The sequence below is a fragment of the Paracoccus fistulariae genome (genome assembly GCF_028553785.1).
Lineage (GTDB): Bacteria > Pseudomonadota > Alphaproteobacteria > Rhodobacterales > Rhodobacteraceae > Paracoccus > Paracoccus fistulariae.
Genome location: NZ_CP067136.1, coordinates 2,690,988 through 2,710,957 on the forward strand (window position 1 = coordinate 2,690,988; position 19,970 = coordinate 2,710,957).

The window sequence follows — 19,970 nt, forward strand, 5'->3', positions numbered from 1 at the left end:
GAACGAATTGCGTCCTGTGGCGATGTGGCGGGCGGAGATAAGTGATATAGGGTGCGTGACATGATCGGGCGGATCACTTAGAAAACGCCCAGACAGGCTTATTTGGTGTCATGTATGAAGATAGAAGCGCTGAAGCTTCCAGGGGTTCTGTTGCTGACCCCGGCGCGCCACGGCGATGCGCGCGGCTTCTTTTCGGAAAGCTGGAACAGGAAAACCCTGCGCGAGACTGGTGTCGACCTGCCGGAATTCGTGCAAGACAACCACTCTCTCTCGCATAAGGCGGGCACCCTTCGCGGTTTGCATTACCAGGCACCGCCTTTCGCGCAGGGCAAGCTTGTTCGCTGTGGCAGGGGGGCTCTGTTTGACGTTGCCGTTGATGCGCGCCGAGGCAGTCCGACCTATGGGGAATGGGTCGGCGTCGAGCTGTCTTACGAGAATGGGCAGCAACTTTGGGTGCCGCCCGGGTTCCTGCACGGCTTCGTGACCAAAGAGCCGGATACCGAAATCATCTACAAATGCACCGCCCATTATGACCGCGTCAGCGACGGTGGCGTGCTGTGGAACAGCCTTGGCATTGACTGGGGTCTGGACGATCCTGTTCTGTCCGAGAAAGATGAAAAACTGCCCGAATTCGAAAATTGGGCCTCACCCTTTGAGTTCGGAGCGTTTTGATGAAAATTCTGGTGACAGGTGGTGCGGGCTTTATCGGCTCGGCAGTCGTCCGGCTTGCAATCCAGCGCGGGCATTACGTCGTCAATCTTGATGCTTTGACCTATTCGGCCAATCTGGCGAATATCGCCGAGGTTGCGGACAGCCCGAATTACAGTTTCGTGCAAGCGGACATCCGGGACCGCGATGCGCTGGATGCGATCTTTGACGAATATCAGCCCGACGCGGTGATGCATTTGGCAGCAGAAAGCCATGTGGATCGCTCGATCGACGGGCCAGCAGCCTTTATCGAAACCAATGTGATCGGCACTTTCAACCTTCTGGAGGCTGCGCGCGCCTATTGGCAGAAGAACGCAAAGCCCGATTTCCGCTTTCATCACATTTCGACGGATGAGGTTTTCGGCAGCCTCGGGGAAGATGGGCAGTTTACCGAAACCACGCCCTACGATCCGCGCAGCCCTTATTCCGCCAGCAAGGCGGGGTCAGACCATCTGGTCCGCGCCTGGCACGAAACCTATGGGTTGCCGGTCGTTCTGACCAACTGTTCCAACAATTACGGGCCGTATCATTTCCCGGAAAAGCTGGTGCCGGTTGTCATTCTGCGCGCTCTGGCCGGAGAATCCATCCCGGTCTATGGCGATGGCGGCAATATCCGCGACTGGCTCTACGTCGAAGATCACGCCGATGCCCTGCTGCTGGTGCTGGAAAAAGGCGAAAACGGGCGCAGCTACAATATCGGCGGCGAGAATGAGGCACGGAATATCGATCTCGTGCGGACGATTTGCACCCATATGGATGAGATGCATCCCGAAGGGGCGCCTCATGACCGTCTGATCACCTTCGTGACCGACCGGCCGGGCCATGACCGTCGCTATGCCATCGACCCAGAGCGGATCCGCGATGAATTGGGCTGGCGTCCATCCGTCACTGTCGAGGAAGGTCTTCGGCGCACCGTCGAATGGTATCTGAACAATCGCGACTGGTGGCAGCCGCTTCTGAGCCGCGATGGCGTCGGCAAACGCCTGGGACAGGGCTGATGTCGCGATTCCTGGTCTTCGGGCGCTCTGGTCAGGTCGCCCGCGAGTTGGCGACCCTGCTGCCCGATGCCGATTTTATGGGCCGAGAGCAGATCGATCTGGTGCAGACCGACCGGATCGCCGCCGCGATCGAAGAGCTGCGTCCCGCGGCGATCATCAACGCCGCCGCCTATACGGCCGTCGACAAGGCCGAAACCGAGCAGGATCAGGCCCGGCTGCTGAACAGTGACGCGCCTGCGCGGATGGCGCGTACGGCGGCCCGCCTTGACATCCCGTTTCTGCATATTTCGACAGATTACGTCTTTGACGGCTCGGGCGATCAGCCTTGGCAAGAGGGTGACGCGACCGGCCCCTTGGGTATCTATGGAAAAACCAAGCTGGCCGGAGAGCGCGAAATTGCGGCTCAGGATGGTCGGTGGGCGGTGATGCGAACCTCTTGGGTGTTTTCGCGTCACGGCAACAATTTCGTCAAGACGATGCTGCGATTGGGCCGCGAACGCGACGCGCTGAACATCGTCGCGGATCAGGTTGGCGGGCCCACCGCTGCCGCAGATATCGCCAGGACGCTGGTCCAGATGGCCAATGACATGGTGGCGGGCGGAGAGGTCCGGGGCCTCTACCACTATTCGGGCGCATCGGCGGTCAGCTGGGCGGATTTCGCGCGAGAGATCTTTGCGCAGGCGCAGATCGACTGCGAGGTGCGTGATATCGCGACGGCGGATTATCCAACGCCCGCACGCCGACCGGGAAATTCCCGGCTGGATTGTTCGCGGCTTCAGAAAGACCTGGGCGTCCGACAGCCTGATTGGCGCGAAGGACTGCGCAATGTGCTAGTGGAATGGGACAAGATAATATGACGCAACGCAAGGGCATCGTTCTGGCCGGTGGTTCGGGGACACGGCTTTATCCCATCACGATGGGCGTTTCAAAGCAGCTTCTGCCGCTGTATGACAAGCCGATGATCTATTATCCGATCAGCGTTCTGATGCTGGCCGGTATCCGCGAGATCGCGATCATCACCACGCCTGAGGATCAGCAGCAATTTCAGCGGCTTCTGGGCGATGGCGCGCAATGGGGCCTGTCATTCGAATATATCGTGCAGCCGTCGCCGGACGGTCTGGCGCAGGCCTATCTGCTGGCCGAGGATTTCCTCGCCGGTGCGCCCTCGGCCATGGTGCTGGGTGACAATATCTTCTTCGGTCACGGTCTGCCGCTTTTGCTGCAATCGGCGGATCAGCGCGATAAGGGCGGAACGGTGTTTGGCTATCACGTCTCGGATCCGGAACGCTATGGCGTCGTGGATTTCGATCAGGACGGGCGCGCGCGTTCGATCATCGAAAAACCACAGAACCCCCCGTCAAGCTTTGCGGTGACGGGGCTGTATTTTCTGGATGGCAGCGCACCGCGCCGCGCGGCCGAGGTGCAGCCTTCGGAGCGTGGAGAGCTGGAGATCACGACACTTCTGGAAAGCTATCTGGCCGATGGCAGCCTGACGGTAGAGAAGATGGGTCGTGGCTTCGCCTGGCTGGATACCGGGACGCATGCCAGCCTGCTGGATGCCGGCAATTTCGTGCGCACGCTGGCCAACCGTCAGGGTCTGCAGACCGGCTGTCCGGAGGAGATTGCCTTCGAGGCGGGCTGGATCTCGGTCGAAGAGATGCAGGCGCGGGCGAAGATGTTCGCGAAGAATGCCTATGGGAAATATCTTGCGGGCGTGCTGAAAGAGCATGGCCATTAAAGCCTGCCAAGGACCGCCGCACTCAGCAGCGCGGCGGTGCCCACGGTCGTCTGGCGATAGAGGCCCAGCCTCCTGAACGACATCGCTGTCGCCGGTCCGCTGCGATCCAGCGCATCCGAGAAGCGGTCGAAGATCTCGCGATTTTCGGCAGTGAGAAGCTGGGTGACAGGCCGAAATGCGGCCCGGTTTGCAAGCAACCAGCCCCCGTACTCCCCGGCAAAAAGCCTGCCCAGCCGACGCGCCATCGCAAGGGGTGTGTCGTTTCGGCCCATCTCTGCACGTGAATGCTGGCGATAAAGCAGCGCGGGTTCCGCATCATGCAGCATCGTCGCACCGCATCCCGAGGTCAGCTGATAGGCCCACCAATCATGCGATTCGATGTCAGCTGCTTGTGCGGCGGCGACAGCCTGCTTCAGAAGGTCCGCCGCCGCACCATTGAAAACAGAGGTATTACCGGCCATGCAGGCTTGGACCAATGCGTTCCGAAAGGCCAGGGGGCGGGTAAAATGGCGGGTCTCGGTGATTGGCGACAGGTTTTCATCCGCGACCACCGTCCGGGCGGCATAATGCGCTGGGCCTGATACGCGCGATAGCGCGGCAGCGGCCCTTGCCAGCTTGTGGGGCAGCCATTCGTCATCCTGATCGGCAAAGGCCAGCATCGCGCCCTGCGGTGCCTGCTCGATCAGATGCAGAAAATTCTGTGTCGCACCCCGGCCGGGTCCTCGGATCTGCCGCACCTGACCTTCAGGTCGGCTTGCAGCGAACTCCGAGATCAGCCTGACACTGTCATCCGTCGAAACGTCATCCGACACGATCAGGCGCCAATTGCCATAGGATTGCCGCGCGATGCTGTCCAACTGCGTCTCGATAAATCGCCCGCCATTATAGCTGGCCAGCAGGATCACGATTTCGCCCCGATCGGCGCCGGGCGAAATCTCAAGTTCAAATGCGGTGGTGATCGACAAGGCAGTGTCCTTCAGAAGGTCGACCCCTTCTGCCCTGCCTGCCTTTGCGATTCAATTGATCAGATGAGATCAGCCCTGCTGCCGCGCGATGTCTTCGATCAGCACAGCGGACACCGGCAGTTCGGTCGAACTGAGCACCGCTTCCAGCAGATCCTTGCGCAACGGGCCGAGCGTCGATTCCGCGGTGAAATTCCCGTCGAAGCCACCGCTATTGGCGCGAATGAGAAGCTGGCGCAGCAGGGCATCGCGCAGGCGATGCTCCTGCTCTTTCATCTTCTCAAGATAATCCTGCTCGGTTTCGATCGACAGGGTCAGGATCATCACCGCGCCCATGTCACCATTGCGCATCATCGGGACGAAGAACTGATTGGGAAAGCTGAACCAGGCGACCTCGCCGGATTTTTCCTCGCCTTCCTTGTGAGAGCCTTTCTTTTCGTGGCTGCCCTCGGAGGACGCTACCTCTGACTTCGAGGCCCCGTGTTCTGGGCTTGCCTCTGCGTTTGCCTCTTCCATCTTGTCGTCGGGCCGCAGGATGTCCCCCGCCGCAACCCCGCCAATCAGCGCCAGCAGGGGAAGGGCGAGGGTCAGGATTTTCTTGATCATGGGCGACCTCAATAGGGCAGGAGGATGTCGGCGATCTGCTGGCCATAGCGCGGCTGCTGTACATCCGTGATTTGACCGCGCCCACCATAGGAGATCCGTGCGCCGGCGATCCGGTCATAGGCAATCTCATTATTGCGGTCGATATCGCCAGGGCGGACAAAGCCGCTGACGGTCAATTCGCGCAGTTCGAAATTCACGCGGACCTCTTGTGTGCCCGAAATCTGCAAGGTGCCGTTGGGAAGCATGTCGATCACTGTCGCCGCGACCCTGAGCGTCAGCTTGTCACGACGAGAGATATTGCCGCTGCCCTTGTAGTTCGAGGATGACGAGGCGTCGGCCAGATCATCAAAGCTGGCGCCTTCGGGCAGTTTCGGCGACAGACGCTGCGGAATGCCGACCATATTCGGCATGCTGAGCTTGTCATTGGCCGAGCGCGACCGCCCCGAACTGTTGCTGATCTCTGCCTTGTCGTCGATCTGGATCACAACGGTCAGGATATCGCCCCGCGTCGAGGCGCGCCGGTCGCTGATCAGCGAGGATGTGGTGGCCCCGGCCCAAAGGGATGCGGCGGCCTCTGGGCGGCCGGAATCGACGGGAATTTCCAGCGGCGGGTTGGTCATGGCGACAAATTCCGCAGTTTGGCGGGGCGAGGTCAGCTTTGGCGGCTGGCCGATATTCTGGGCGCGCCCGCAAGCGGCAAGTGCCAGCGCAAGGCAGAGCAGATAGGTCGGTTTCATCATGGGTCTTCCTTGGCTTGATAGGTCAGTTCAGCGCCAGCAGGCTGCCATCTGCCTGGACGGTCACGCTGATGGTCGAGCGGGATTCGAGGTTCATCACGCGGATCACATCGCCCGCCGCACCATCCGAAAGCGTTCGCGCCTCGGCCACGATCCGCAGCGGGCCACGTTGGAACGTGACCTGGGCGATTTGATTGCGCGCGATCAGTTTGGGAGCCTGCAGAAGGCTGGCCTGAATGGGCCGACCTTCATAGATGGTGATGCGGGTTTGCAGGCCGATCGCCTCTGACGGATCCGAGAGGCCGCGGCGGTCGTTGGCCGTGAGCTGCAGATCGGCGGCGGTGACGACGGTTCCCGCAGGCAGGGTGCGCGCGGCGGCCAGGATCTCTGCGGTGGCCAGCGACGGCGACAGCAGGGCCAGTGTCAGGATAAGCCCGCGCATCAGCGGATCTGCGTGGTTGCGCCAAGCATCTGATCGGCGGCAGTGATGACTTTGGCATTCAGCTCATATCCGCGCTGGGCCTTGATCAGTTCAGTGATTTCCCGGACGGCGTCGACCGAACTTTCCTCAAGATAGCCCTGCCGCAGGGTTCCCAGGCCCTCTTGCCCGGGCGTGAAGACCTGCGGATTTCCCGAAGCCGGCGTCTCAAGGAACAGGTTCGAGCCGATCGCCTCCAGCCCCTTTTCGTTCGTGAAGCCCGCCAGCGTAAGCTGGCCAAGGTTTTCGGGTTCGACCTGATCGGTGAAATAGGCATAGACCTCGCCCGCGGCGTTGATCGCGATCGAACGGGCATCGTCCGGGATGGTAATGCCCGGCACCACCGCGTAACCGTCAGAGGTGACGATCTGCCCGTCAGGCGCCCGTTTCAGCCCCCCGTCGCGGGTATAGGCCGAGACGCCGGAAGGCATCGTGACCTCGAAATAGCCATAACCGTCGATGGCCAGATCCAGATCCGCGCCAGTCTGGGTCAAAGCGCCCTGTTGCAGGTTGACGCTGACGGCTGTCGGGCGGACGCCCAGGCCAAGCTGCACACCAGCCGGAATGACCGTGCCATCGGCCGAGGTCACGGTGCCGGGCCGCGTCGCCTGCTGATAATGCAGATCGGCAAATTCGGCGCGGCGGGTGTTATAGCCCGTGGTCGACATATTGGCGAGGTTGTTCGAGATGACCTCGACCCGGGTCTGCTGGGCGCTCATTCCGGTGGCGGCGATTTGAAGGGCTCTCATGCCGGATCCTTTCAGCGGGTCATATTGTTGATGGCGGCGCGGATGCGCTGATCTTCGCGGTCGAGGAAGGATTGACCCAGCTCATAGGCGCGCTGAACCTCGATCATCCGAGAGATCTCGAAAACCGTATCTACATTGGATTCCTCAAGAAAACCTTGACGGACCCGTGGATTTTCCAAAGGCTCCGGCGTTCCATCCAGCGAAAAACTGGTGCCGCCCTGGTGCAAAAGCTGAGCGCCCTCGGGCGGGGCAAAGACGCCGATGCGGCCGAAGGTGATGCCATTGGCCGAGAGGGTGCCATCCTGGCTGACGGCGACATTGCTGGCCCCGGCCGGGATGATGATCGGGGCCTGCCCTTCGTCCAGCAGGCGATAGCCATCGGCGGTCATCAGATCGCCCTCGGGGCCGGACACAAAGGCGCCGGCGCGGGTCAGCTGATTGCCCTCGGGCGTCTCGACCAGAAAGAAGCCTTCGCCTTCGATGGCAAGGTCGTAGCGGCCGTTCGTCTGGGTCAGGACGCCCTGATCCAGATCGACCAGCCGCCCGCGGGCATCGGCCATCGACAGCGTGCCCCCCTGACGATCAAGCGCCGAAAGATGCTCTGCAAAGATCACCCCTTCGCGCCGAAAGCCGGTCGTATTCGCGTTGGCGATGTTATTCGCGACGACGCGCATTTCCTTCATCAGACCCGATTGCCGGGTCAGCGTGGCATAGATGGCATTTTCCATAATTCAGCTTCCAGCGATCAGGGGGATGATCTGGCCAAGGTAAAAATCGGACAGCGCGGTGGTCATGAAGCTCATCGTGACCCAGAAGACCGCCAGCATCAGGCCGACCTTGGGCACGAATGTCAGCGTCATTTCCTGCACCGAGGTCAGCGCCTGAAACAGGCCGATCAGCACGCCCGCGACCAGCGCGACACCCAGCAGGGGGGCCGACATGCGGACAGAGACCAGCAGCGCCTGCCGCAGCATGTCATAGAGGACGGTGTCATTCATGCGCCGACCTCAGACCGGCATCCGCAGGATTTCCTGATAGGCCTCGACCACCTTGTCGCGGATGGCGACGACGGTCTCCATCGCCAGTTCGGCTTCGGCGATGGTCTGGACCAGTTGATGGGTTTCCACCTTGCCGGTCATGGCGCCGGTGGCGACGCTGTCGACCTGGGACATCTGCTGCGCGAAGCCCGAGGCGGCGTCCGAGACCTTGTCGACAACCCCTTCCGAGCTGCCCGGGGCAACGGCGTTACGGGCGGTGCTGTAGGCGTTGGCGGCGTTGATTGCGGTAAACATGGCGGTCCTTTCAGCGACGCAGAAGTTCAAGAAGCGACGACCCCATCTGGCGGGTCTGTTCGAACATTTTCAGATTGGCCTCATAGCTGCGGCCGGCCTCTCGGGAATCGGCGATCTCGATGACCAGATCGACATTCGAGCCCTGGTAATAGCCCTGCTCATCCGCCATCGGATGCGAGGGATCGAAGATCTGCGGCAGCTCTCCCTGATCCAGCCGGACGCGTGAGGCCGTCACCTCGCCCGTCGCGCGGCCAAAGCGGACGGCCTCTTCAAAGCTGACCAGCTTGCGCCGATAGCCGGGCGTATCGGAATTGGCGATGTTTTCGGCCGTATGTCGCAGCCGTTCGCTTTGTGCGCGCATGCCAGAGGCGGAAAGTTGCAGAGGAGAGATGCGATCTGTCATGGTGACTCCTTAGACGCGCCGACCGATGCTGGTGCGCATCAGGTTCATGGCCGAGCGATAGATGCCCAGCGACAGGTCGAAGGATCGCTTCAACTCGGCCGCTTTCAGCATCTCTTCCTCGATCGAGACGGAATTGCCGTTCGGGGAAATGCCGTCCTGCTGCGACAGCACGCGGGCGGCGCCGGGCGACCAGTCGGGGGCTTCGATATGGCGGGAATTCGTGGCGCGCATCGGCTGTAACGGCGCCGAGCGATAGCTTTCCTCGAAGGATTGCAGATCCTGCGCCTTGTATCCGGGCGTATCCGCATTGGCGATATTGCGTGCGACGACGGTTTGTCGCTGTGCGACATGCTGACCCATGGCGCGGGCCATTTGCATCATTTCAATGTTTTGAAACATGAGGTTCTCCTCATTGGCGATAACCGGGTTTTAACTTCAATTGGTTTAGAAAGCGTTTCATGGGCCGGGATTGATGCCCGACAGAAGCGAGGCGAAATGGATAAACTTGAATCAATTGCCCAGCGGATGCGCCATTTGCGCGTCGCGCGATATTTCGGGCGCGTGCATTCCATGCGCGCGGGTCTTATTCGCGTCGAAGGGCTGAATTTACACGCCTCTGTCGGGGATCGCGTAAATATCGCCCTGCAAAACGGTCAGGTCGCGGGTGAGATCGTCGGCCTTGCACCGCGCCATGCCGATATCCTGCCCGAAGGGAATGCCGACGGGCTGTCCATCGGGGCCGAGGTCGAATTGCTGTTCGCACCGACCATTGCCCCCTGCGACGCCTGGATCGGCCGGATCATCGATCCTTTGGGACAGCCGCTGGACGGGCATCCGTTGCCGATGGGCCTGCAGCCGCGCCCCTTCCGCCCCGAGGCGCCCTCGGCCGTGCGGCGCAAGCGGCTGGGGGACAGATTATCCACGGGGTTGGCGGTGTTCGACACGTTGTTGCCACTGGTTGCAGGGCAGAGGATCGGGCTTTTCGCGGGCTCGGGCGTGGGCAAATCGACGCTGCTGTCGAACCTCGCGCGCGGGGTGCAGGCCGATGTCGTGGTGATCGCGATGATCGGAGAGCGCGGTCGCGAACTGCGTGAGTTTGTTGAGAAAACGCTCGGCCCCGAGGGGATGAAGCGGGCAGTGATCGTCACCGCGACCTCGGACCGGTCGCCCTTGATCCGGCGGCGCTGCGCCTGGGCAGCGATGGCCGTGGCGGAATATTTTCGCGATCAGGGCAGGCACGTCCTGTTTCTGGCCGATTCGATCACCCGCTTTGCCGAAGCGCATCGCGAAATCGCCCTTGCCGCCGGCGAACCGCCCAGTTTTCGCGGTTTTCCGCCCTCGGTATCAAACCTGATCATGGCGCTGGCCGAACGATCAGGTCCGGGGCTGGAAGGTACTGGAGACATTACCGGAATTTTCAGCGTTCTGGTTGCGGGCTCGGATATGGAAGAGCCTGTCGCCGATATTCTGCGCGGGACGCTGGATGGGCATATCGTGCTGGATCGCAGCATTGCCGAGCGCGGCCGTTTCCCTGCGATCGATGTGGTCAGATCGGTGTCGCGATCGCTGCCGGATGCGGCCAGCCCGGATGAAAATGCCCTCATCAGCAAAGCCAGATCCGCCCTTGGGGCCTATGCCGAATCGGAAATGATGATTCGCGCGGGCCTGTATGCCCCGGGATCAGATCCAAGACTGGATGAGGCTGTCAGACTTTATCCACAACTGGATGAGTTTGTGACTGAAAAAAGTTGCGACATTGCAGAGAGTTTTCATTTCTTAACAAAAGCTCTACATTCCGTGCCGAGGCCGCGCAACGGAAAGCGCGCGTCTTAGAGGCTGTGCCTTTGGTTGCGTCAACTTAATCATTGTTAGGATGCCCCGCCCACCCATTGCCTCGCCATGCGCGATAGGCCACTGTCCAGCGTCCTTTCGGGAAGAGGATTAAATGGCGATAACTGAATACTTTATTCGCTCGCTACAACGACGTGACACATTGTCAGAAGCAGATATAAACCGGCTACGCTCTCTCAAAAGTGAAAAGCAGCGCTTTGGTCCCGGGGAAGTGATTGTTCCGATCGAACGGAACGTTACACGAAGCTGCATGATTCTGCGTGGTATGGCGGGGCGATCGCATCCCTTGGTGGGTCGTCCAGAGGAGCGGGTGATCACAGCACTGCATGTGCCGGGCGATTTTGTCGACCTGCATGGCTTTGTGCTGGCCGGGTTGGAACATGAGGTCGTGGCCCTTGGGCCCACGGAAGTCGAGTTCGTGGAGCATAGCGAACTGGTCGAGATTACCGAGAATTTTCCGCATCTGACGCGTCTGATGTGGATGGCGACGCTGATTGATGCTGCGGTGCACCGGCAATGGCTTGTCGCGGCGGCTTCGCTGCGGTCCAGTGCGCATCTGGCGCATCTGCTGTGCGAGATCTACACGCGGCTGAACGCCGTCGGGGCTGCGGCGAATATGCATTTCACGCTGCCTTTGCTGCAACGCGAACTGGCGGATATCCTTGGCTATTCGCCCATCCATATCAACCGCGCGGTGCGCGATCTGCGTGATCGCGGCCTGATCCGCTGGACTGGCAGCGATATCACCATTCTGGACTGGGACGGTTTGCGGCGCCTGGCGCGGTTCGATCCCACCTATCTGGACCTTGAGCGGCACAGCCGCTGAAGGTCGCAGCTACTCGCACAGCCGCCAGCCGCCCCGCCGGGCAGCCATGTCGAAATGCAGGTGGTTGTCATGGGCGGCGTTCGACCCCGGGCCCAGAACCGTGGTGAAGAACAGGCAGCCCGCATGGCGAACGGCCTTCTGAAACCCCTCGCTTGCCTGGCCGGTGTCCATCCGCGGCTCGACGGCAAGCGTTTCACCATTATCAAAGACAAAGCCCGTGATATCGATGGCATTGCCATAGGCATGTTCAGAGAGCTTCGCCGTATTTTGCTGTCCGCCGACCCGGGCGCGACAGTCATAGGTGGTGCCAAGCCGCAGGCCGGTCACGCGGGGCGCATCCGGCAGGGCGGCCGAGGCCGGGCGCAGGAAATCGCGCGCCCAGAGGCCAAGCGACCGGGCAGTATCGCAGCGCATGAGCGCGCCGCCCTCCAGCACCAGGTCGGGCAGGATCCGTTCCACGCGGACGGGCCGGGCTATGCCGCAATCGGGGTTTTCCGGCGCTGTCTGCGGCGGCGCTTCGGAATAGACGGTGCCCAGAAATGACAGCGCCAGCTTGCAGGCGGCATAGTCCTGATCGCTTTCGCGCAGCAGAAACCACAGGGGCGGGGGCGGAGGGCCGAAAACCTTGGTCACCGTGTTATCACGGGGGACAGCCGGGGCCATCGGCTTTTCAGGCGGGCGCGCGGTCTGTTCTTCGCTGGCGGGCCGGGTGGCCTCAGGGCGGGGCGCTTCGATCGGGCGTTCCTGCGCAAGGGTCGTTCCGGCCCAAAGGCCGACCATCGCGGCCATAAGCGGGGCCGCGACCTGCCTCACTGATTGTCGTCCGGCAGGGGAACGACGAAGCCTTCGGGCAGGATATCCGACAGGGCGCTGCTCAGCGGATCGTCCTGCGGTTGCTGCGCGTCGGCGGCATCCTCGGTCGTGTCTTCGCGCAATGGCTCTGCAGCCGGATTCTGCCCGCCATCCTGCTTGCCATAGCCCAGATCGGCATCCGGCGTCGTCGTGGCGGTTGGCGCCGACGTCGCGGCCTCGGTGGTGGCGGCGGCCGGGGTTTTGACCGAAGTTGACAGATCTTCGGTGGTGACGGGGGCCGTGGTGACGCCCGTCGCCTCGGCAATGGTCACGCCGGGGGGCAGAAACTCGACCATGGTGACGCCGCCGCGCACATTTCTGGCCAGTTCCTCGGCATCCCAGTTGGTCAGACGGACGCAGCCATTCGACTGGTTGCGAAAAAGCTGCGAGGGGGTCGGCGTGCCGTGGATGCCATAGGTCGGCTGCGACAGGTCGATCCAGACGGTGCCCACCGGGCCATTCGGCCCCGGCGGCACGATCAGCGGCTTGTCATTATCGCCCTGCTTGAAGTTCTTGGCCGGATTATAGGTGTAATTCGGGTTCATCGCGACCGTGACCACCTTGTGATTCCCTGATGGCGATGGCGTCGCGTCAGAGCCGATGGTGGCCGGATAATCCGCAATCATGCGCCCGCGAGAGTTATAGACGGCAACCCGCCGGGTGGCCTTGTCGATGATGATCCGCGTCACCTCGGACCGGATGGGTGAGGCCGGGCGCGTCACCGCAATGGTGCTGCCGGGCGCGATCGGCACACCGGGATTTAGGAAGGCGATGAACTTGTCGTCCATGTGAAAGCGCTCGCCCAGCTTCTCGGCAATGCTGGTATAGCCCATCGCCGACATTTGTGCCTTTTCGGCGTAATCCGTGGGGATCGCATCGACCAGATTCTGCGCATCCTCGGCGGTGATCGTGTAGTTCTGGGTGATCGGCTCGGATGCATAGGATTGCAGCAGGTTCCACACATGCGGATCCATCGCGCCATCCATGGGCAGGCCCGCGCGGCGTTCAAAGGCCATGATGGCGCTTTGGCTCATCCCGCCCCTGTAGCCGTCGATTACACCCGGTGAGGTGCCGGAACGGTCCAGCAGAACCTGAACCTTGGCGGTCAGCGCCGACCGGCCGGGCGGCAGATCGCCCCCGTCATAGGCGGCGGCGTCGATATCGGCTGCGGTAAAGGCCGCCTCGCTTTGGGCAATCGCCGGGCTGGCGGCCAGCATCAAAAGCAGGGCTGTCGAAAGGCGGGGCAGGCGAAGCGGCATCAAACTCTCCGGTGCGGGATGGCGATTGCATCCAACAGTGGTATCAGCTTGCCAGATAGCCCGGACTGCGTGTTTCAGTCAATTCTGCCAGAGATCAAATCAGGTTGAAAAACGACCATATCTAGTCGTCGTTGCACGGATGATGCGCATATCTGGCGCGGCTTCCATGCTGCGGCCGGGGCCTGTCAACGGCCCCGGTGCCGGATTACTCTTCGGATACAAGCCGGTGCTGCGGGCGATAGAACTGCCGTGCAAACGACACAGGCGTGGCGTCGACCCAATTGGTCCGCTCGACCCCCAGGACCGGGGTGCCTTCCTCGACGCCCAGATAGGTGGCGCAAAGGCCCGACGCGCCCTCGGCCAGAATGGCATAGCGGCTGTGGGTCAGGGGAACCTGACTGGCCAGCCATTCATGCGGCGGCAGGCTTTCCAGCATGCTGCGCTTGGGCACCGGCAGGGATTGCGGGTTCAGCCACAAGGATTCACAGCAATGCGGCTCTCCATCCGCCAGATAGCGGGCCTGGATCAGGATCAGCTTGTGGTCGGCATCCACCTGCAGTGCGCGCATGGCCTGTTCGCTGGGCGTGCGTTCTTCGAAAACCGTCAGCGTGTACCCATAGGTCGCGCCCAGTGCCTCGATCTCATCGCGGATCGCGGGCATTTCAAGGGTGGCTTTTCGGGCAGCCGTCGAGGCGACCCGCGTGCCCACTTTGCGGCGGCGTTCGATGATGCCGCTATCGGCCAGCTCACGCAACGCACGGTTGACCGTGGCGCGGGCGCAGCCCAGCTCTTGCGACAGCTGTTCTTCGGTCGGGATCAGTTCGCCCGGAGCCCATTCACGAGATCGAATGCGTTCAAGGACTTCTGCGCGCACGGATTGCCACGTGTTCATGCGCTTGTTGCCCCCGCTGATGCGGGACGGGCGAAGAGTTCTTGCAAGGTTGCCAGGAAGCTTGGTCATGTGAGGGACTATTTGTCTGGGATTTGTCCATACTGTGTGCAAGCAACGGCCAAAAAGAAACCTGTCCAAAAGGGCAGATCGGGCGGGTTGGATTGTAAAACTGGCGACAAATACAGGTCAAAGTTGCTGATCAGACGGCAATTTGGCCCATTTGCATTGCCTGTGGCGGCTGGTAATTGCAGGGAACGGGTCATCGCAGGGGAAAGACATGAGCGCTGCCGATTCCGCGACCAATACACCTCTGGCCAGTGACAGGCGGACAGTCTGGCTGGTTCTGTCGGCGATCAGCCTGTGTCACATGATCAATGATGTGATGCAGTCGATGCTGTCGGCAATCTATCCGCTGCTGCAGCAGGAATTCTCGCTCAGCTATGCGCAGATCGGCATCATGACCTTTGCCTTTCAGGTCACGGCCTCGCTGTTACAACCTCTGATTGGAATGTTGACGGACCGTCACCCGCAGCCGAAATCCCTGCCCTTCGGCATGGCGTCGACCTTTTGCGGGGTGCTTCTTTTGGCCTTTGCGCATGAATATTGGCTGCTGCTGGTCGGGGCGATGCTGATCGGCGTCGGATCGGCCGTCTTCCATCCCGAAAGTTCGCGCGTGGCGCGCCTGGCATCGGGCGGGCGCTTTGGCACCGCGCAGTCGCTTTTCCAGCTTGGCGGAAATTTCGGCCAGTCGCTGGGTCCGCTTCTGGCGGCCTTCATCGTGGTGCCGCTGGGCCGCCCGGCGGTCGCGCTGTTCGCGATTGCGGCCGCAGTCGGGGTGATCGTTCTGGGCCGGGTCGGCGCCTGGGCCGAGGGGCGCCGCCGTGCCAGCGCAGCCAGCATCGACAAGACCCTGAAACTGCCCAAAGGCGTGGTGCTGCGCGCGATTGCGGTGCTGGCGATCCTGGTCTTTACCAAGAATATCTACACTGCCTCGATGAACAGCTATTTCACCTTTTTCACCATCGAAAAGTTCGGCCTGTCGACGCAGGGCGCGCAGATCATGCTGTTCCTGTTCCTGCTGGGCATGGCCGGGGGCGTGATGCTGGGTGGCTTGTTCGGGGACCGGTTCGGGCCGCTGAAGGTGATCTGGTTCTCGATCCTTGGGGTGCTGCCTTTTACCCTGATGCTGCCACATGTCGGGCTGGTGGCGACCGGTGTTCTGGCCGTGGTGATCGGGCTGATCCTGGCCTCGGCCTTTCCGGCGATTGTCGTTTTCGCGCAAGAGCTTGTGCCGGGCCGCACCGGCACCATCGCGGGCCTGTTCTTCGGCTTTTCCTTCGGCATGGGCGGCATCGCTGCGGCGGCGCTTGGGGTGCTGGCCGATATGCAGGGGATCCAGCAGGTCTTTCTCTACTGCTCGTTCCTGCCGCTACTGGGCATCCTGACCATCCTGCTGCCCAGGTCCAAAGCCATGGGCGCTGCATGACGGAACCGCCCCTCTTTATCCATATCAGCCCGGATTGGTGCGGGCAGCAGGCGCTGGCCAATCTGTTTCGACAGAATGGTCATGCCGTCGCGCTGGAAGAGGGGGGGCGGCTGGCCGAGGATATCCTTTACGCGCAGGCAACAGACGGTCGGGCGCTAGCGCCCTGGTCGCGGGTCCGGCTGGTGACGGGCCTGTATCGGCACAGTCCATTTTGGCTGCCGCCGCTGGAGGCATGGCGCAGTTTCGACTGGCTGGCCGCGCGTTTCCCCGGGGCGCGTTTCATCCTGACCACGCGCGAGGTGGATGGCTGGCTGCTGGATCGCATGGTGCGCGATGCCCGTCAGGTCGCGCGCTGCCACGCCCATTATCTTGGGGTGGCAGAGGCTGAACTCCCCGAGATATGGGAGGCGCAGTGGAAAGATCACATCGCGGCGGTCGAGGCATTTTTCGGCAACGATCCCCGGCTGATCCGGGTGAATATCGATCAGGACAGCATCGCCGATCTGGCGGCCAGATTGTCCGATCTGCTGCCGATGGGCACGCTGCCCCCGGACCGGAACTGGCATCCCCCCTATGCAACGCCGCCTGAAAACACCCTTCTGACCAATCTGGAACCCCGCCTTACGGCGATTGCGGGGAATCGGACCTATATCGACGATGTCGCGGGCTTCTGCCTGCAGGGGCTGGATGCGGCCCGGGATGGCGATACGCCGATGTCGGCCTATTCCTGCATCTGGGACGGGGGTGACCGGATCACGCGGGGCAGCGGCACGCCGCGCGATATGGCCGTGCTGAGGCGGGCCGACCCGCCCCCTGTCGCCGTTTCCACTCAGGATCGCGATTTCAAGCATCAGCGCTGCGAAGCGGTGATCAATGACGTGCTGCGGACCGGTCACGCCCTGCCTTTGCGGGTGGATATGGAGGATTCGCGCTGGCTGGGGTCGGCCCAGGGCGATGTCGCACATCAGCCGGTGGTCTGCCACAATCGGCGGGTCGGGGCGCAGAATGTCGTCCTCTGGCCGCTGCCGGATCTGCACAGCATCGGCCTGCCCGGCTTTGATCCCTATGCCCCGCCCGACCAGATCCCCTTCGAGGAAAAGAGGGATCAGATCGTCTGGCGCGGCATGATCTCGGGCAGCGAAATGCGCGACAGCGTCAAGCCGGGTCCGGCCTCGCATGTCTTTCTGGACCAGCTGGCCAAGGCAGGGCGCGATCCCGCAGCCCGCGAAGAGGCGTGGAACGGGCTGAAACGCACATCGCGGCTGAATTTCATCCTGCGGCATTTCGATGACAAGGATTTCGACCTGGGGATCGTGATGGCCTGGCGCTATCGCGATTTCGCCACGGACCCGTTTCTGGCGCCGTATTGCAGGCCACGGGAGACGCTGGATTTCTTTCGCGGATTCTGCTATCAGCTTTATCTGTCGGGCTATGATCACGGCTCCAATTTCATTCCCATGATCGACAGCCAGTCCGTGCTGCTGAAAGAGGAAGACGGCTGGGAAGTCTTCTATTCTGGTCGCTTCAAACCGTGGAAACACTATATTCCGCTGGCGCGATATGGCGCTGATATCAAGGAAAAGCTCGCCTGGGCGCGAGGCAACCCGTTGAAATGCAATGAAATGTCGGCGGCGTCTCGGGCCGAGGTCGCGCGCCTGCGCGATCCCGCGACGCGCCGTGCGATTCTGGCCCGCATTCTCGACGGGCTTGCCGCCGCAGGCTAAACACAAAGCGCAGGAGGTGCCCATGACAACCATTCGGATCCAGCCCATCACCGCAGCCGCCTTTGCGCCCTTTGGCGAATTGCTGTGCGCGAAAGCCGCGCCGGACAAGCTGATCAATCAGGGGCGCTGCGAAAGGCACCACGCCCTTGCCACGGTGCAGCGCGGCGATGGTGAGGCGATCATTTCGCTGTTTCGGTCCGAAGCGGTCAGCCTGCCCTATGAATGCACGCTGCTGGAACGCCATCCCTTAGGCAGTCAGGCCTTCATGCCACTGGGCCCGGATCCCTGGCTGTCGGTGGTCGCGCCGGATGAGGACGGGATGCCCGGTCAGCCGCTGGCCTTTCTGGTGCCCGCCGGTATGGGGATCAACCTGCATGCAGGCATCTGGCACGGGGTGCTGACGCCGCTGGAGAATCCCGCCGATTTTCTGGTCGTCGACCGCGAGGGCGACGGTGTGAACCTGCAGGAAGTGCTGATCCCGGCGGTCACGATCACCGCATGAAATTAATGCCGGATGACAGTTTCGAACGCGCGGCCATGGCGCGCGGCGCGCGGCTGATTGCGGGCGTGGATGAGGTCGGGCGTGGCCCTCTGGCTGGCCCGGTCATGGCGGCGGCGGTGATTCTGGATCTGAGTCGCCTTCCGGAAGGTCTGAACGATTCCAAGAAGTTGACGGCCAAGCGCCGGGAAGCACTGGCAGACTGGGCGCAGGAACATTGCGATTGGGCGGTGGGCAGCTGCTCGGTCGAGGAAATCGACCAGCTGAATATCTATCACGCCGCGCATCTGGCGATGTGCCGCGCGGTGCAGGGGCTGCGGCAGGTGCCCGATCACGTTCTGATCGACGGCAACAAGATCCCGCGTGATCTGACCCTATCGGCCGAGGCGGTGGTCAAGGGCGATGCCCGCTCACTGTCGATTGCCGCCGCCTCGATCCTGGCCAAGGTGTTGCGCGATCGCATCATGGTGGATTTGGCGCAACACTATCCCGGCTATGGCTGGGAGGTGAACGCGGGTTATCCGACTCCGGCCCATAAAAAGGCGCTGCTGGAATTGGGCGTGACACCATATCATCGGCGGTCATTTAAGCCTGTCCACAATATCTTGTGTAAAGCCAGATAAGCAAGTCATTGATTCAAAAAAGAAATTGACGACGAATCGCCTCTGAATCATCTTTAGGGACATACAGACCGGCACAAGTCGGCAGTTCCAGAGGCAGTAGTAATGACGAAGATCAAAGACAAACGTGCGGATTCCGCGCGGCCCTTACCGCTGAACCAGATTCTGGCGGGCGATTGCATCGAGATGATGAATTCACTGCCCGAGGGCAGCGTGGATCTGATTTTTGCCGATCCGCCCTATAACCTGCAATTGCGCGGCGATCTGCACCGGCCCGACAATTCCAAGGTCGATGCGGTTGATGATCACTGGGACCAGTTTTCCGGCTTTGCCGCCTATGACAATTTCACCCGCGACTGGCTGGCCGCTGCCCGCCGCATTCTGAAGCCGAACGGCGCAATCTGGGTGATCGGCAGCTATCACAATATCTTCCGTGTCGGTGCCGAGCTGCAAAATCAGGGCTTCTGGATCATGAATGACGTGATCTGGCGCAAATCCAACCCGATGCCGAATTTCCGGGGCAAGCGCCTGACCAATGCGCATGAGACGATGATCTGGGCCTCGAAATCCGAAAATTCGAAATACACCTTCAACTACGAGGCGCTGAAATCCCTGAATGAGGGTGTCCAGATGCGCAGCGATTGGGTCATCCCGATCTGCAATGGCGGTGAGCGTCTGAAGGATGGCAAGGGCGACAAGGCCCATCCCACCCAGAAGCCCGAGGCGCTGCTGCATCGCGTGCTGATCGGCACGACCAATCCCGGCGATGTCGTGCTGGACCCGTTCTTTGGCACCGGCACCACCGGCGCCGTGGCCAAGATGCTGGGCCGCGACTTCATCGGGATCGAGCGAGAGGAAGCCTATCGCGAGGTTGCCGAAAAGCGCCTGTCCCGGATCCGCCGCCTTGACGCCGAGGCCATTGCGACCACCAAGGCCAAGCGGGCCGAACCGCGCGTGCCCTTTGGCCAGGTGATCGAGCGTGGCATGCTGCGTCCGGGCGAGCAGCTTTATTCCATTGGCAGCCGCCACAAGGCCAAGGTGCGCGCCGATGGCAGCCTGATCGGCAATGACGTCAAGGGCAGCATCCATCAGGTCGGTGCCGCGCTGGAGGGGGCTCCGTCCTGTAATGGCTGGACCTACTGGCATTTCAAGCGCGAGGGGAAGATGATCCCCATCGACCTGCTGCGTCAACAGATCCGCGCCGAGATGGCGGGCGAGGTGTCGCGTCCCAACTGATCCATTCCACAGTTTCGCCAAGTTCCGCCGCCTAGCCGCGTGGACGGAACCGCC

The 19,970-nt window shown here is 61.7% G+C and carries 24 protein-coding genes; 11 read left to right on the top strand and 13 right to left on the bottom strand.

Annotated elements, in window-relative coordinates:
• Positions 1 to 114: 114 nt before the first annotated feature.
• From rfbC to rfbA, 4 genes are read left to right on the top strand one after another with little or no spacing between them, the layout of a single operon-like run.
• Positions 115 to 672, top strand: coding sequence for a dTDP-4-dehydrorhamnose 3,5-epimerase (gene rfbC, locus JHX87_RS13255; RefSeq protein WP_271884193.1), 558 nt, complete (start codon positions 115 to 117; stop codon positions 670 to 672).
• Positions 672 to 1,706, top strand: a complete 1,035-nt coding sequence (gene rfbB, locus JHX87_RS13260) for a dTDP-glucose 4,6-dehydratase (RefSeq protein ID WP_271884194.1) — start codon at positions 672 to 674, stop codon at positions 1,704 to 1,706. The genes rfbC and rfbB overlap by 1 nt, the downstream gene beginning before the upstream one ends.
• Complete coding sequence (rfbD, locus tag JHX87_RS13265) at positions 1,706 to 2,563, top strand: dTDP-4-dehydrorhamnose reductase (RefSeq protein ID WP_271884195.1); 858 nt, start codon at positions 1,706 to 1,708, stop codon at positions 2,561 to 2,563. Before rfbB ends, rfbD begins: the two co-directional genes overlap by 1 nt.
• On the top strand, positions 2,560 to 3,444 hold the full coding sequence (gene rfbA, locus JHX87_RS13270) for a glucose-1-phosphate thymidylyltransferase RfbA (protein WP_271884196.1): 885 nt from the start codon (positions 2,560 to 2,562) through the stop codon (positions 3,442 to 3,444). The genes rfbD and rfbA overlap by 4 nt, the downstream gene beginning before the upstream one ends.
• Here the strand turns inward: rfbA and JHX87_RS13275 are convergent.
• The 10 genes from JHX87_RS13275 to JHX87_RS13320 form a co-directional block, all read right to left on the bottom strand.
• Positions 3,441 to 4,409, bottom strand: coding sequence for a glycosyltransferase (locus tag JHX87_RS13275; protein WP_271884197.1), 969 nt, complete (start codon positions 4,407 to 4,409; stop codon positions 3,441 to 3,443). The genes rfbA and JHX87_RS13275 overlap by 4 nt on opposite strands.
• Before the next feature lie 69 nt (positions 4,410 to 4,478).
• Positions 4,479 to 5,012, bottom strand: coding sequence for a hypothetical protein (locus JHX87_RS13280; protein WP_271884198.1), 534 nt, complete (start codon positions 5,010 to 5,012; stop codon positions 4,479 to 4,481).
• 8 nt (positions 5,013 to 5,020) lie between these two features.
• On the bottom strand, positions 5,021 to 5,749 hold the full coding sequence (gene flgH, locus JHX87_RS13285; protein WP_271884301.1) for a flagellar basal body L-ring protein FlgH: 729 nt from the start codon (positions 5,747 to 5,749) through the stop codon (positions 5,021 to 5,023).
• 25 nt (positions 5,750 to 5,774) lie between these two features.
• Positions 5,775 to 6,191 carry a flagellar basal body P-ring formation chaperone FlgA gene (gene flgA / locus JHX87_RS13290; protein WP_271884199.1) on the bottom strand — a complete coding sequence of 139 codons (417 nt, stop codon included), beginning with the start codon at positions 6,189 to 6,191 and terminating at the stop codon, positions 5,775 to 5,777.
• Positions 6,191 to 6,976, bottom strand: coding sequence for a flagellar basal-body rod protein FlgG (gene flgG, locus JHX87_RS13295; RefSeq protein WP_271884200.1), 786 nt, complete (start codon positions 6,974 to 6,976; stop codon positions 6,191 to 6,193). The genes flgA and flgG overlap by 1 nt, the downstream gene beginning before the upstream one ends.
• A gap of 11 nt (positions 6,977 to 6,987) precedes the next feature.
• Positions 6,988 to 7,704 (bottom strand): flagellar hook-basal body complex protein, encoded by a 717-nt coding sequence (locus tag JHX87_RS13300; protein WP_271884201.1) that lies wholly within the window; start codon positions 7,702 to 7,704, stop codon positions 6,988 to 6,990.
• A 3-nt stretch (positions 7,705 to 7,707) separates the two neighbouring features.
• Positions 7,708 to 7,974, bottom strand: a complete 267-nt coding sequence (locus JHX87_RS13305) for a flagellar biosynthetic protein FliQ (protein ID WP_271884202.1) — start codon at positions 7,972 to 7,974, stop codon at positions 7,708 to 7,710.
• Between the two features lie 9 nt (positions 7,975 to 7,983).
• Positions 7,984 to 8,268, bottom strand: coding sequence for a flagellar hook-basal body complex protein FliE (gene fliE, locus JHX87_RS13310; protein WP_271884203.1), 285 nt, complete (start codon positions 8,266 to 8,268; stop codon positions 7,984 to 7,986).
• A 10-nt stretch (positions 8,269 to 8,278) separates the two neighbouring features.
• Positions 8,279 to 8,671 (bottom strand): flagellar basal body rod protein FlgC, encoded by a 393-nt coding sequence (gene flgC, locus JHX87_RS13315; RefSeq protein ID WP_271884204.1) that lies wholly within the window; start codon positions 8,669 to 8,671, stop codon positions 8,279 to 8,281.
• Between the two features lie 9 nt (positions 8,672 to 8,680).
• Positions 8,681 to 9,070, bottom strand: a complete 390-nt coding sequence (locus JHX87_RS13320) for a FlgB family protein (protein WP_271884205.1) — start codon at positions 9,068 to 9,070, stop codon at positions 8,681 to 8,683.
• Between the two features lie 96 nt (positions 9,071 to 9,166).
• Here JHX87_RS13320 and JHX87_RS13325 point away from each other — a divergent pair, with 96 nt between their 5' ends.
• Entirely contained in the window at positions 9,167 to 10,504 is a 1,338-nt protein-coding gene (locus tag JHX87_RS13325; RefSeq protein WP_271884206.1) for a FliI/YscN family ATPase, read from the top strand.
• Between the two features lie 328 nt (positions 10,505 to 10,832).
• Positions 10,833 to 11,348 (top strand): Crp/Fnr family transcriptional regulator, encoded by a 516-nt coding sequence (locus tag JHX87_RS13330; protein WP_271884207.1) that lies wholly within the window; start codon positions 10,833 to 10,835, stop codon positions 11,346 to 11,348.
• A 9-nt stretch (positions 11,349 to 11,357) separates the two neighbouring features.
• On the opposite strand, the gene JHX87_RS13335 is transcribed toward JHX87_RS13330, so the two are convergent.
• From JHX87_RS13335 to JHX87_RS13345, 3 genes are all read right to left on the bottom strand, one after another.
• A complete protein-coding gene (locus JHX87_RS13335) occupies positions 11,358 to 12,161 on the bottom strand; it encodes an extensin-like domain-containing protein (protein WP_271884208.1) in 804 nt (267 codons plus the stop codon).
• Positions 12,158 to 13,459 carry a L,D-transpeptidase family protein gene (locus JHX87_RS13340; protein WP_271884209.1) on the bottom strand — a complete coding sequence of 434 codons (1,302 nt, stop codon included), beginning with the start codon at positions 13,457 to 13,459 and terminating at the stop codon, positions 12,158 to 12,160. The genes JHX87_RS13335 and JHX87_RS13340 overlap by 4 nt, the downstream gene beginning before the upstream one ends.
• A gap of 205 nt (positions 13,460 to 13,664) precedes the next feature.
• Positions 13,665 to 14,351, bottom strand: a complete 687-nt coding sequence (locus JHX87_RS13345; protein ID WP_271884210.1) for a GntR family transcriptional regulator — start codon at positions 14,349 to 14,351, stop codon at positions 13,665 to 13,667.
• 277 nt (positions 14,352 to 14,628) lie between these two features.
• Here JHX87_RS13345 and JHX87_RS13350 point away from each other — a divergent pair, with 277 nt between their 5' ends.
• The 5 genes from JHX87_RS13350 to JHX87_RS13370 all read left to right on the top strand — a co-directional run bounded on the left by JHX87_RS13350 (position 14,629) and on the right by JHX87_RS13370 (position 19,916).
• On the top strand, positions 14,629 to 15,837 hold the full coding sequence (locus JHX87_RS13350; protein ID WP_271884211.1) for an MFS transporter: 1,209 nt from the start codon (positions 14,629 to 14,631) through the stop codon (positions 15,835 to 15,837).
• A complete protein-coding gene (locus JHX87_RS13355; RefSeq protein ID WP_271884212.1) occupies positions 15,834 to 17,561 on the top strand; it encodes a glycosyl transferase family 90 in 1,728 nt (575 codons plus the stop codon). Before JHX87_RS13350 ends, JHX87_RS13355 begins: the two co-directional genes overlap by 4 nt.
• A gap of 22 nt (positions 17,562 to 17,583) precedes the next feature.
• Positions 17,584 to 18,063, top strand: a complete 480-nt coding sequence (locus tag JHX87_RS13360; RefSeq protein WP_271884213.1) for an ureidoglycolate lyase — start codon at positions 17,584 to 17,586, stop codon at positions 18,061 to 18,063.
• Positions 18,060 to 18,683, top strand: coding sequence for a ribonuclease HII (locus tag JHX87_RS13365; RefSeq protein WP_271884214.1), 624 nt, complete (start codon positions 18,060 to 18,062; stop codon positions 18,681 to 18,683). The genes JHX87_RS13360 and JHX87_RS13365 overlap by 4 nt, the downstream gene beginning before the upstream one ends.
• A 102-nt stretch (positions 18,684 to 18,785) precedes the next feature.
• Positions 18,786 to 19,916: a site-specific DNA-methyltransferase gene (locus tag JHX87_RS13370; protein ID WP_271884215.1), complete on the top strand. Its 1,131-nt coding sequence runs from the start codon at positions 18,786 to 18,788 to the stop codon at positions 19,914 to 19,916.
• Positions 19,917 to 19,970 lie beyond the last annotated feature (54 nt).

Coding starts and splice junctions, on each gene's coding strand:
- flgG (WP_271884200.1), bottom strand. CDS start 6,976: ATGAGAGCCCTTCAAATCGCCGCCACCGGAATGAGCGCCCAGCAGACC.
- JHX87_RS13345 (WP_271884210.1), bottom strand. CDS start 14,351: ATGAACACGTGGCAATCCGTGCGCGCAGAAGTCCTTGAACGCATTCGA.
- JHX87_RS13365 (WP_271884214.1), top strand. CDS start 18,060: ATGAAATTAATGCCGGATGACAGTTTCGAACGCGCGGCCATGGCGCGC.
- JHX87_RS13320 (WP_271884205.1), bottom strand. CDS start 9,070: ATGTTTCAAAACATTGAAATGATGCAAATGGCCCGCGCCATGGGTCAG.
- JHX87_RS13370 (WP_271884215.1), top strand. CDS start 18,786: ATGACGAAGATCAAAGACAAACGTGCGGATTCCGCGCGGCCCTTACCG.
- JHX87_RS13305 (WP_271884202.1), bottom strand. CDS start 7,974: ATGAATGACACCGTCCTCTATGACATGCTGCGGCAGGCGCTGCTGGTC.
- JHX87_RS13325 (WP_271884206.1), top strand. CDS start 9,167: ATGGATAAACTTGAATCAATTGCCCAGCGGATGCGCCATTTGCGCGTC.
- JHX87_RS13340 (WP_271884209.1), bottom strand. CDS start 13,459: ATGCCGCTTCGCCTGCCCCGCCTTTCGACAGCCCTGCTTTTGATGCTG.
- flgA (WP_271884199.1), bottom strand. CDS start 6,191: ATGCGCGGGCTTATCCTGACACTGGCCCTGCTGTCGCCGTCGCTGGCC.
- rfbA (WP_271884196.1), top strand. CDS start 2,560: ATGACGCAACGCAAGGGCATCGTTCTGGCCGGTGGTTCGGGGACACGG.
- rfbC (WP_271884193.1), top strand. CDS start 115: ATGAAGATAGAAGCGCTGAAGCTTCCAGGGGTTCTGTTGCTGACCCCG.
- fliE (WP_271884203.1), bottom strand. CDS start 8,268: ATGTTTACCGCAATCAACGCCGCCAACGCCTACAGCACCGCCCGTAAC.
- rfbB (WP_271884194.1), top strand. CDS start 672: ATGAAAATTCTGGTGACAGGTGGTGCGGGCTTTATCGGCTCGGCAGTC.
- flgH (WP_271884301.1), bottom strand. CDS start 5,749: ATGAAACCGACCTATCTGCTCTGCCTTGCGCTGGCACTTGCCGCTTGC.
- JHX87_RS13350 (WP_271884211.1), top strand. CDS start 14,629: ATGAGCGCTGCCGATTCCGCGACCAATACACCTCTGGCCAGTGACAGG.
- flgC (WP_271884204.1), bottom strand. CDS start 8,671: ATGACAGATCGCATCTCTCCTCTGCAACTTTCCGCCTCTGGCATGCGC.
- JHX87_RS13360 (WP_271884213.1), top strand. CDS start 17,584: ATGACAACCATTCGGATCCAGCCCATCACCGCAGCCGCCTTTGCGCCC.
- JHX87_RS13300 (WP_271884201.1), bottom strand. CDS start 7,704: ATGGAAAATGCCATCTATGCCACGCTGACCCGGCAATCGGGTCTGATG.
- JHX87_RS13355 (WP_271884212.1), top strand. CDS start 15,834: ATGACGGAACCGCCCCTCTTTATCCATATCAGCCCGGATTGGTGCGGG.
- JHX87_RS13280 (WP_271884198.1), bottom strand. CDS start 5,012: ATGATCAAGAAAATCCTGACCCTCGCCCTTCCCCTGCTGGCGCTGATT.
- rfbD (WP_271884195.1), top strand. CDS start 1,706: ATGTCGCGATTCCTGGTCTTCGGGCGCTCTGGTCAGGTCGCCCGCGAG.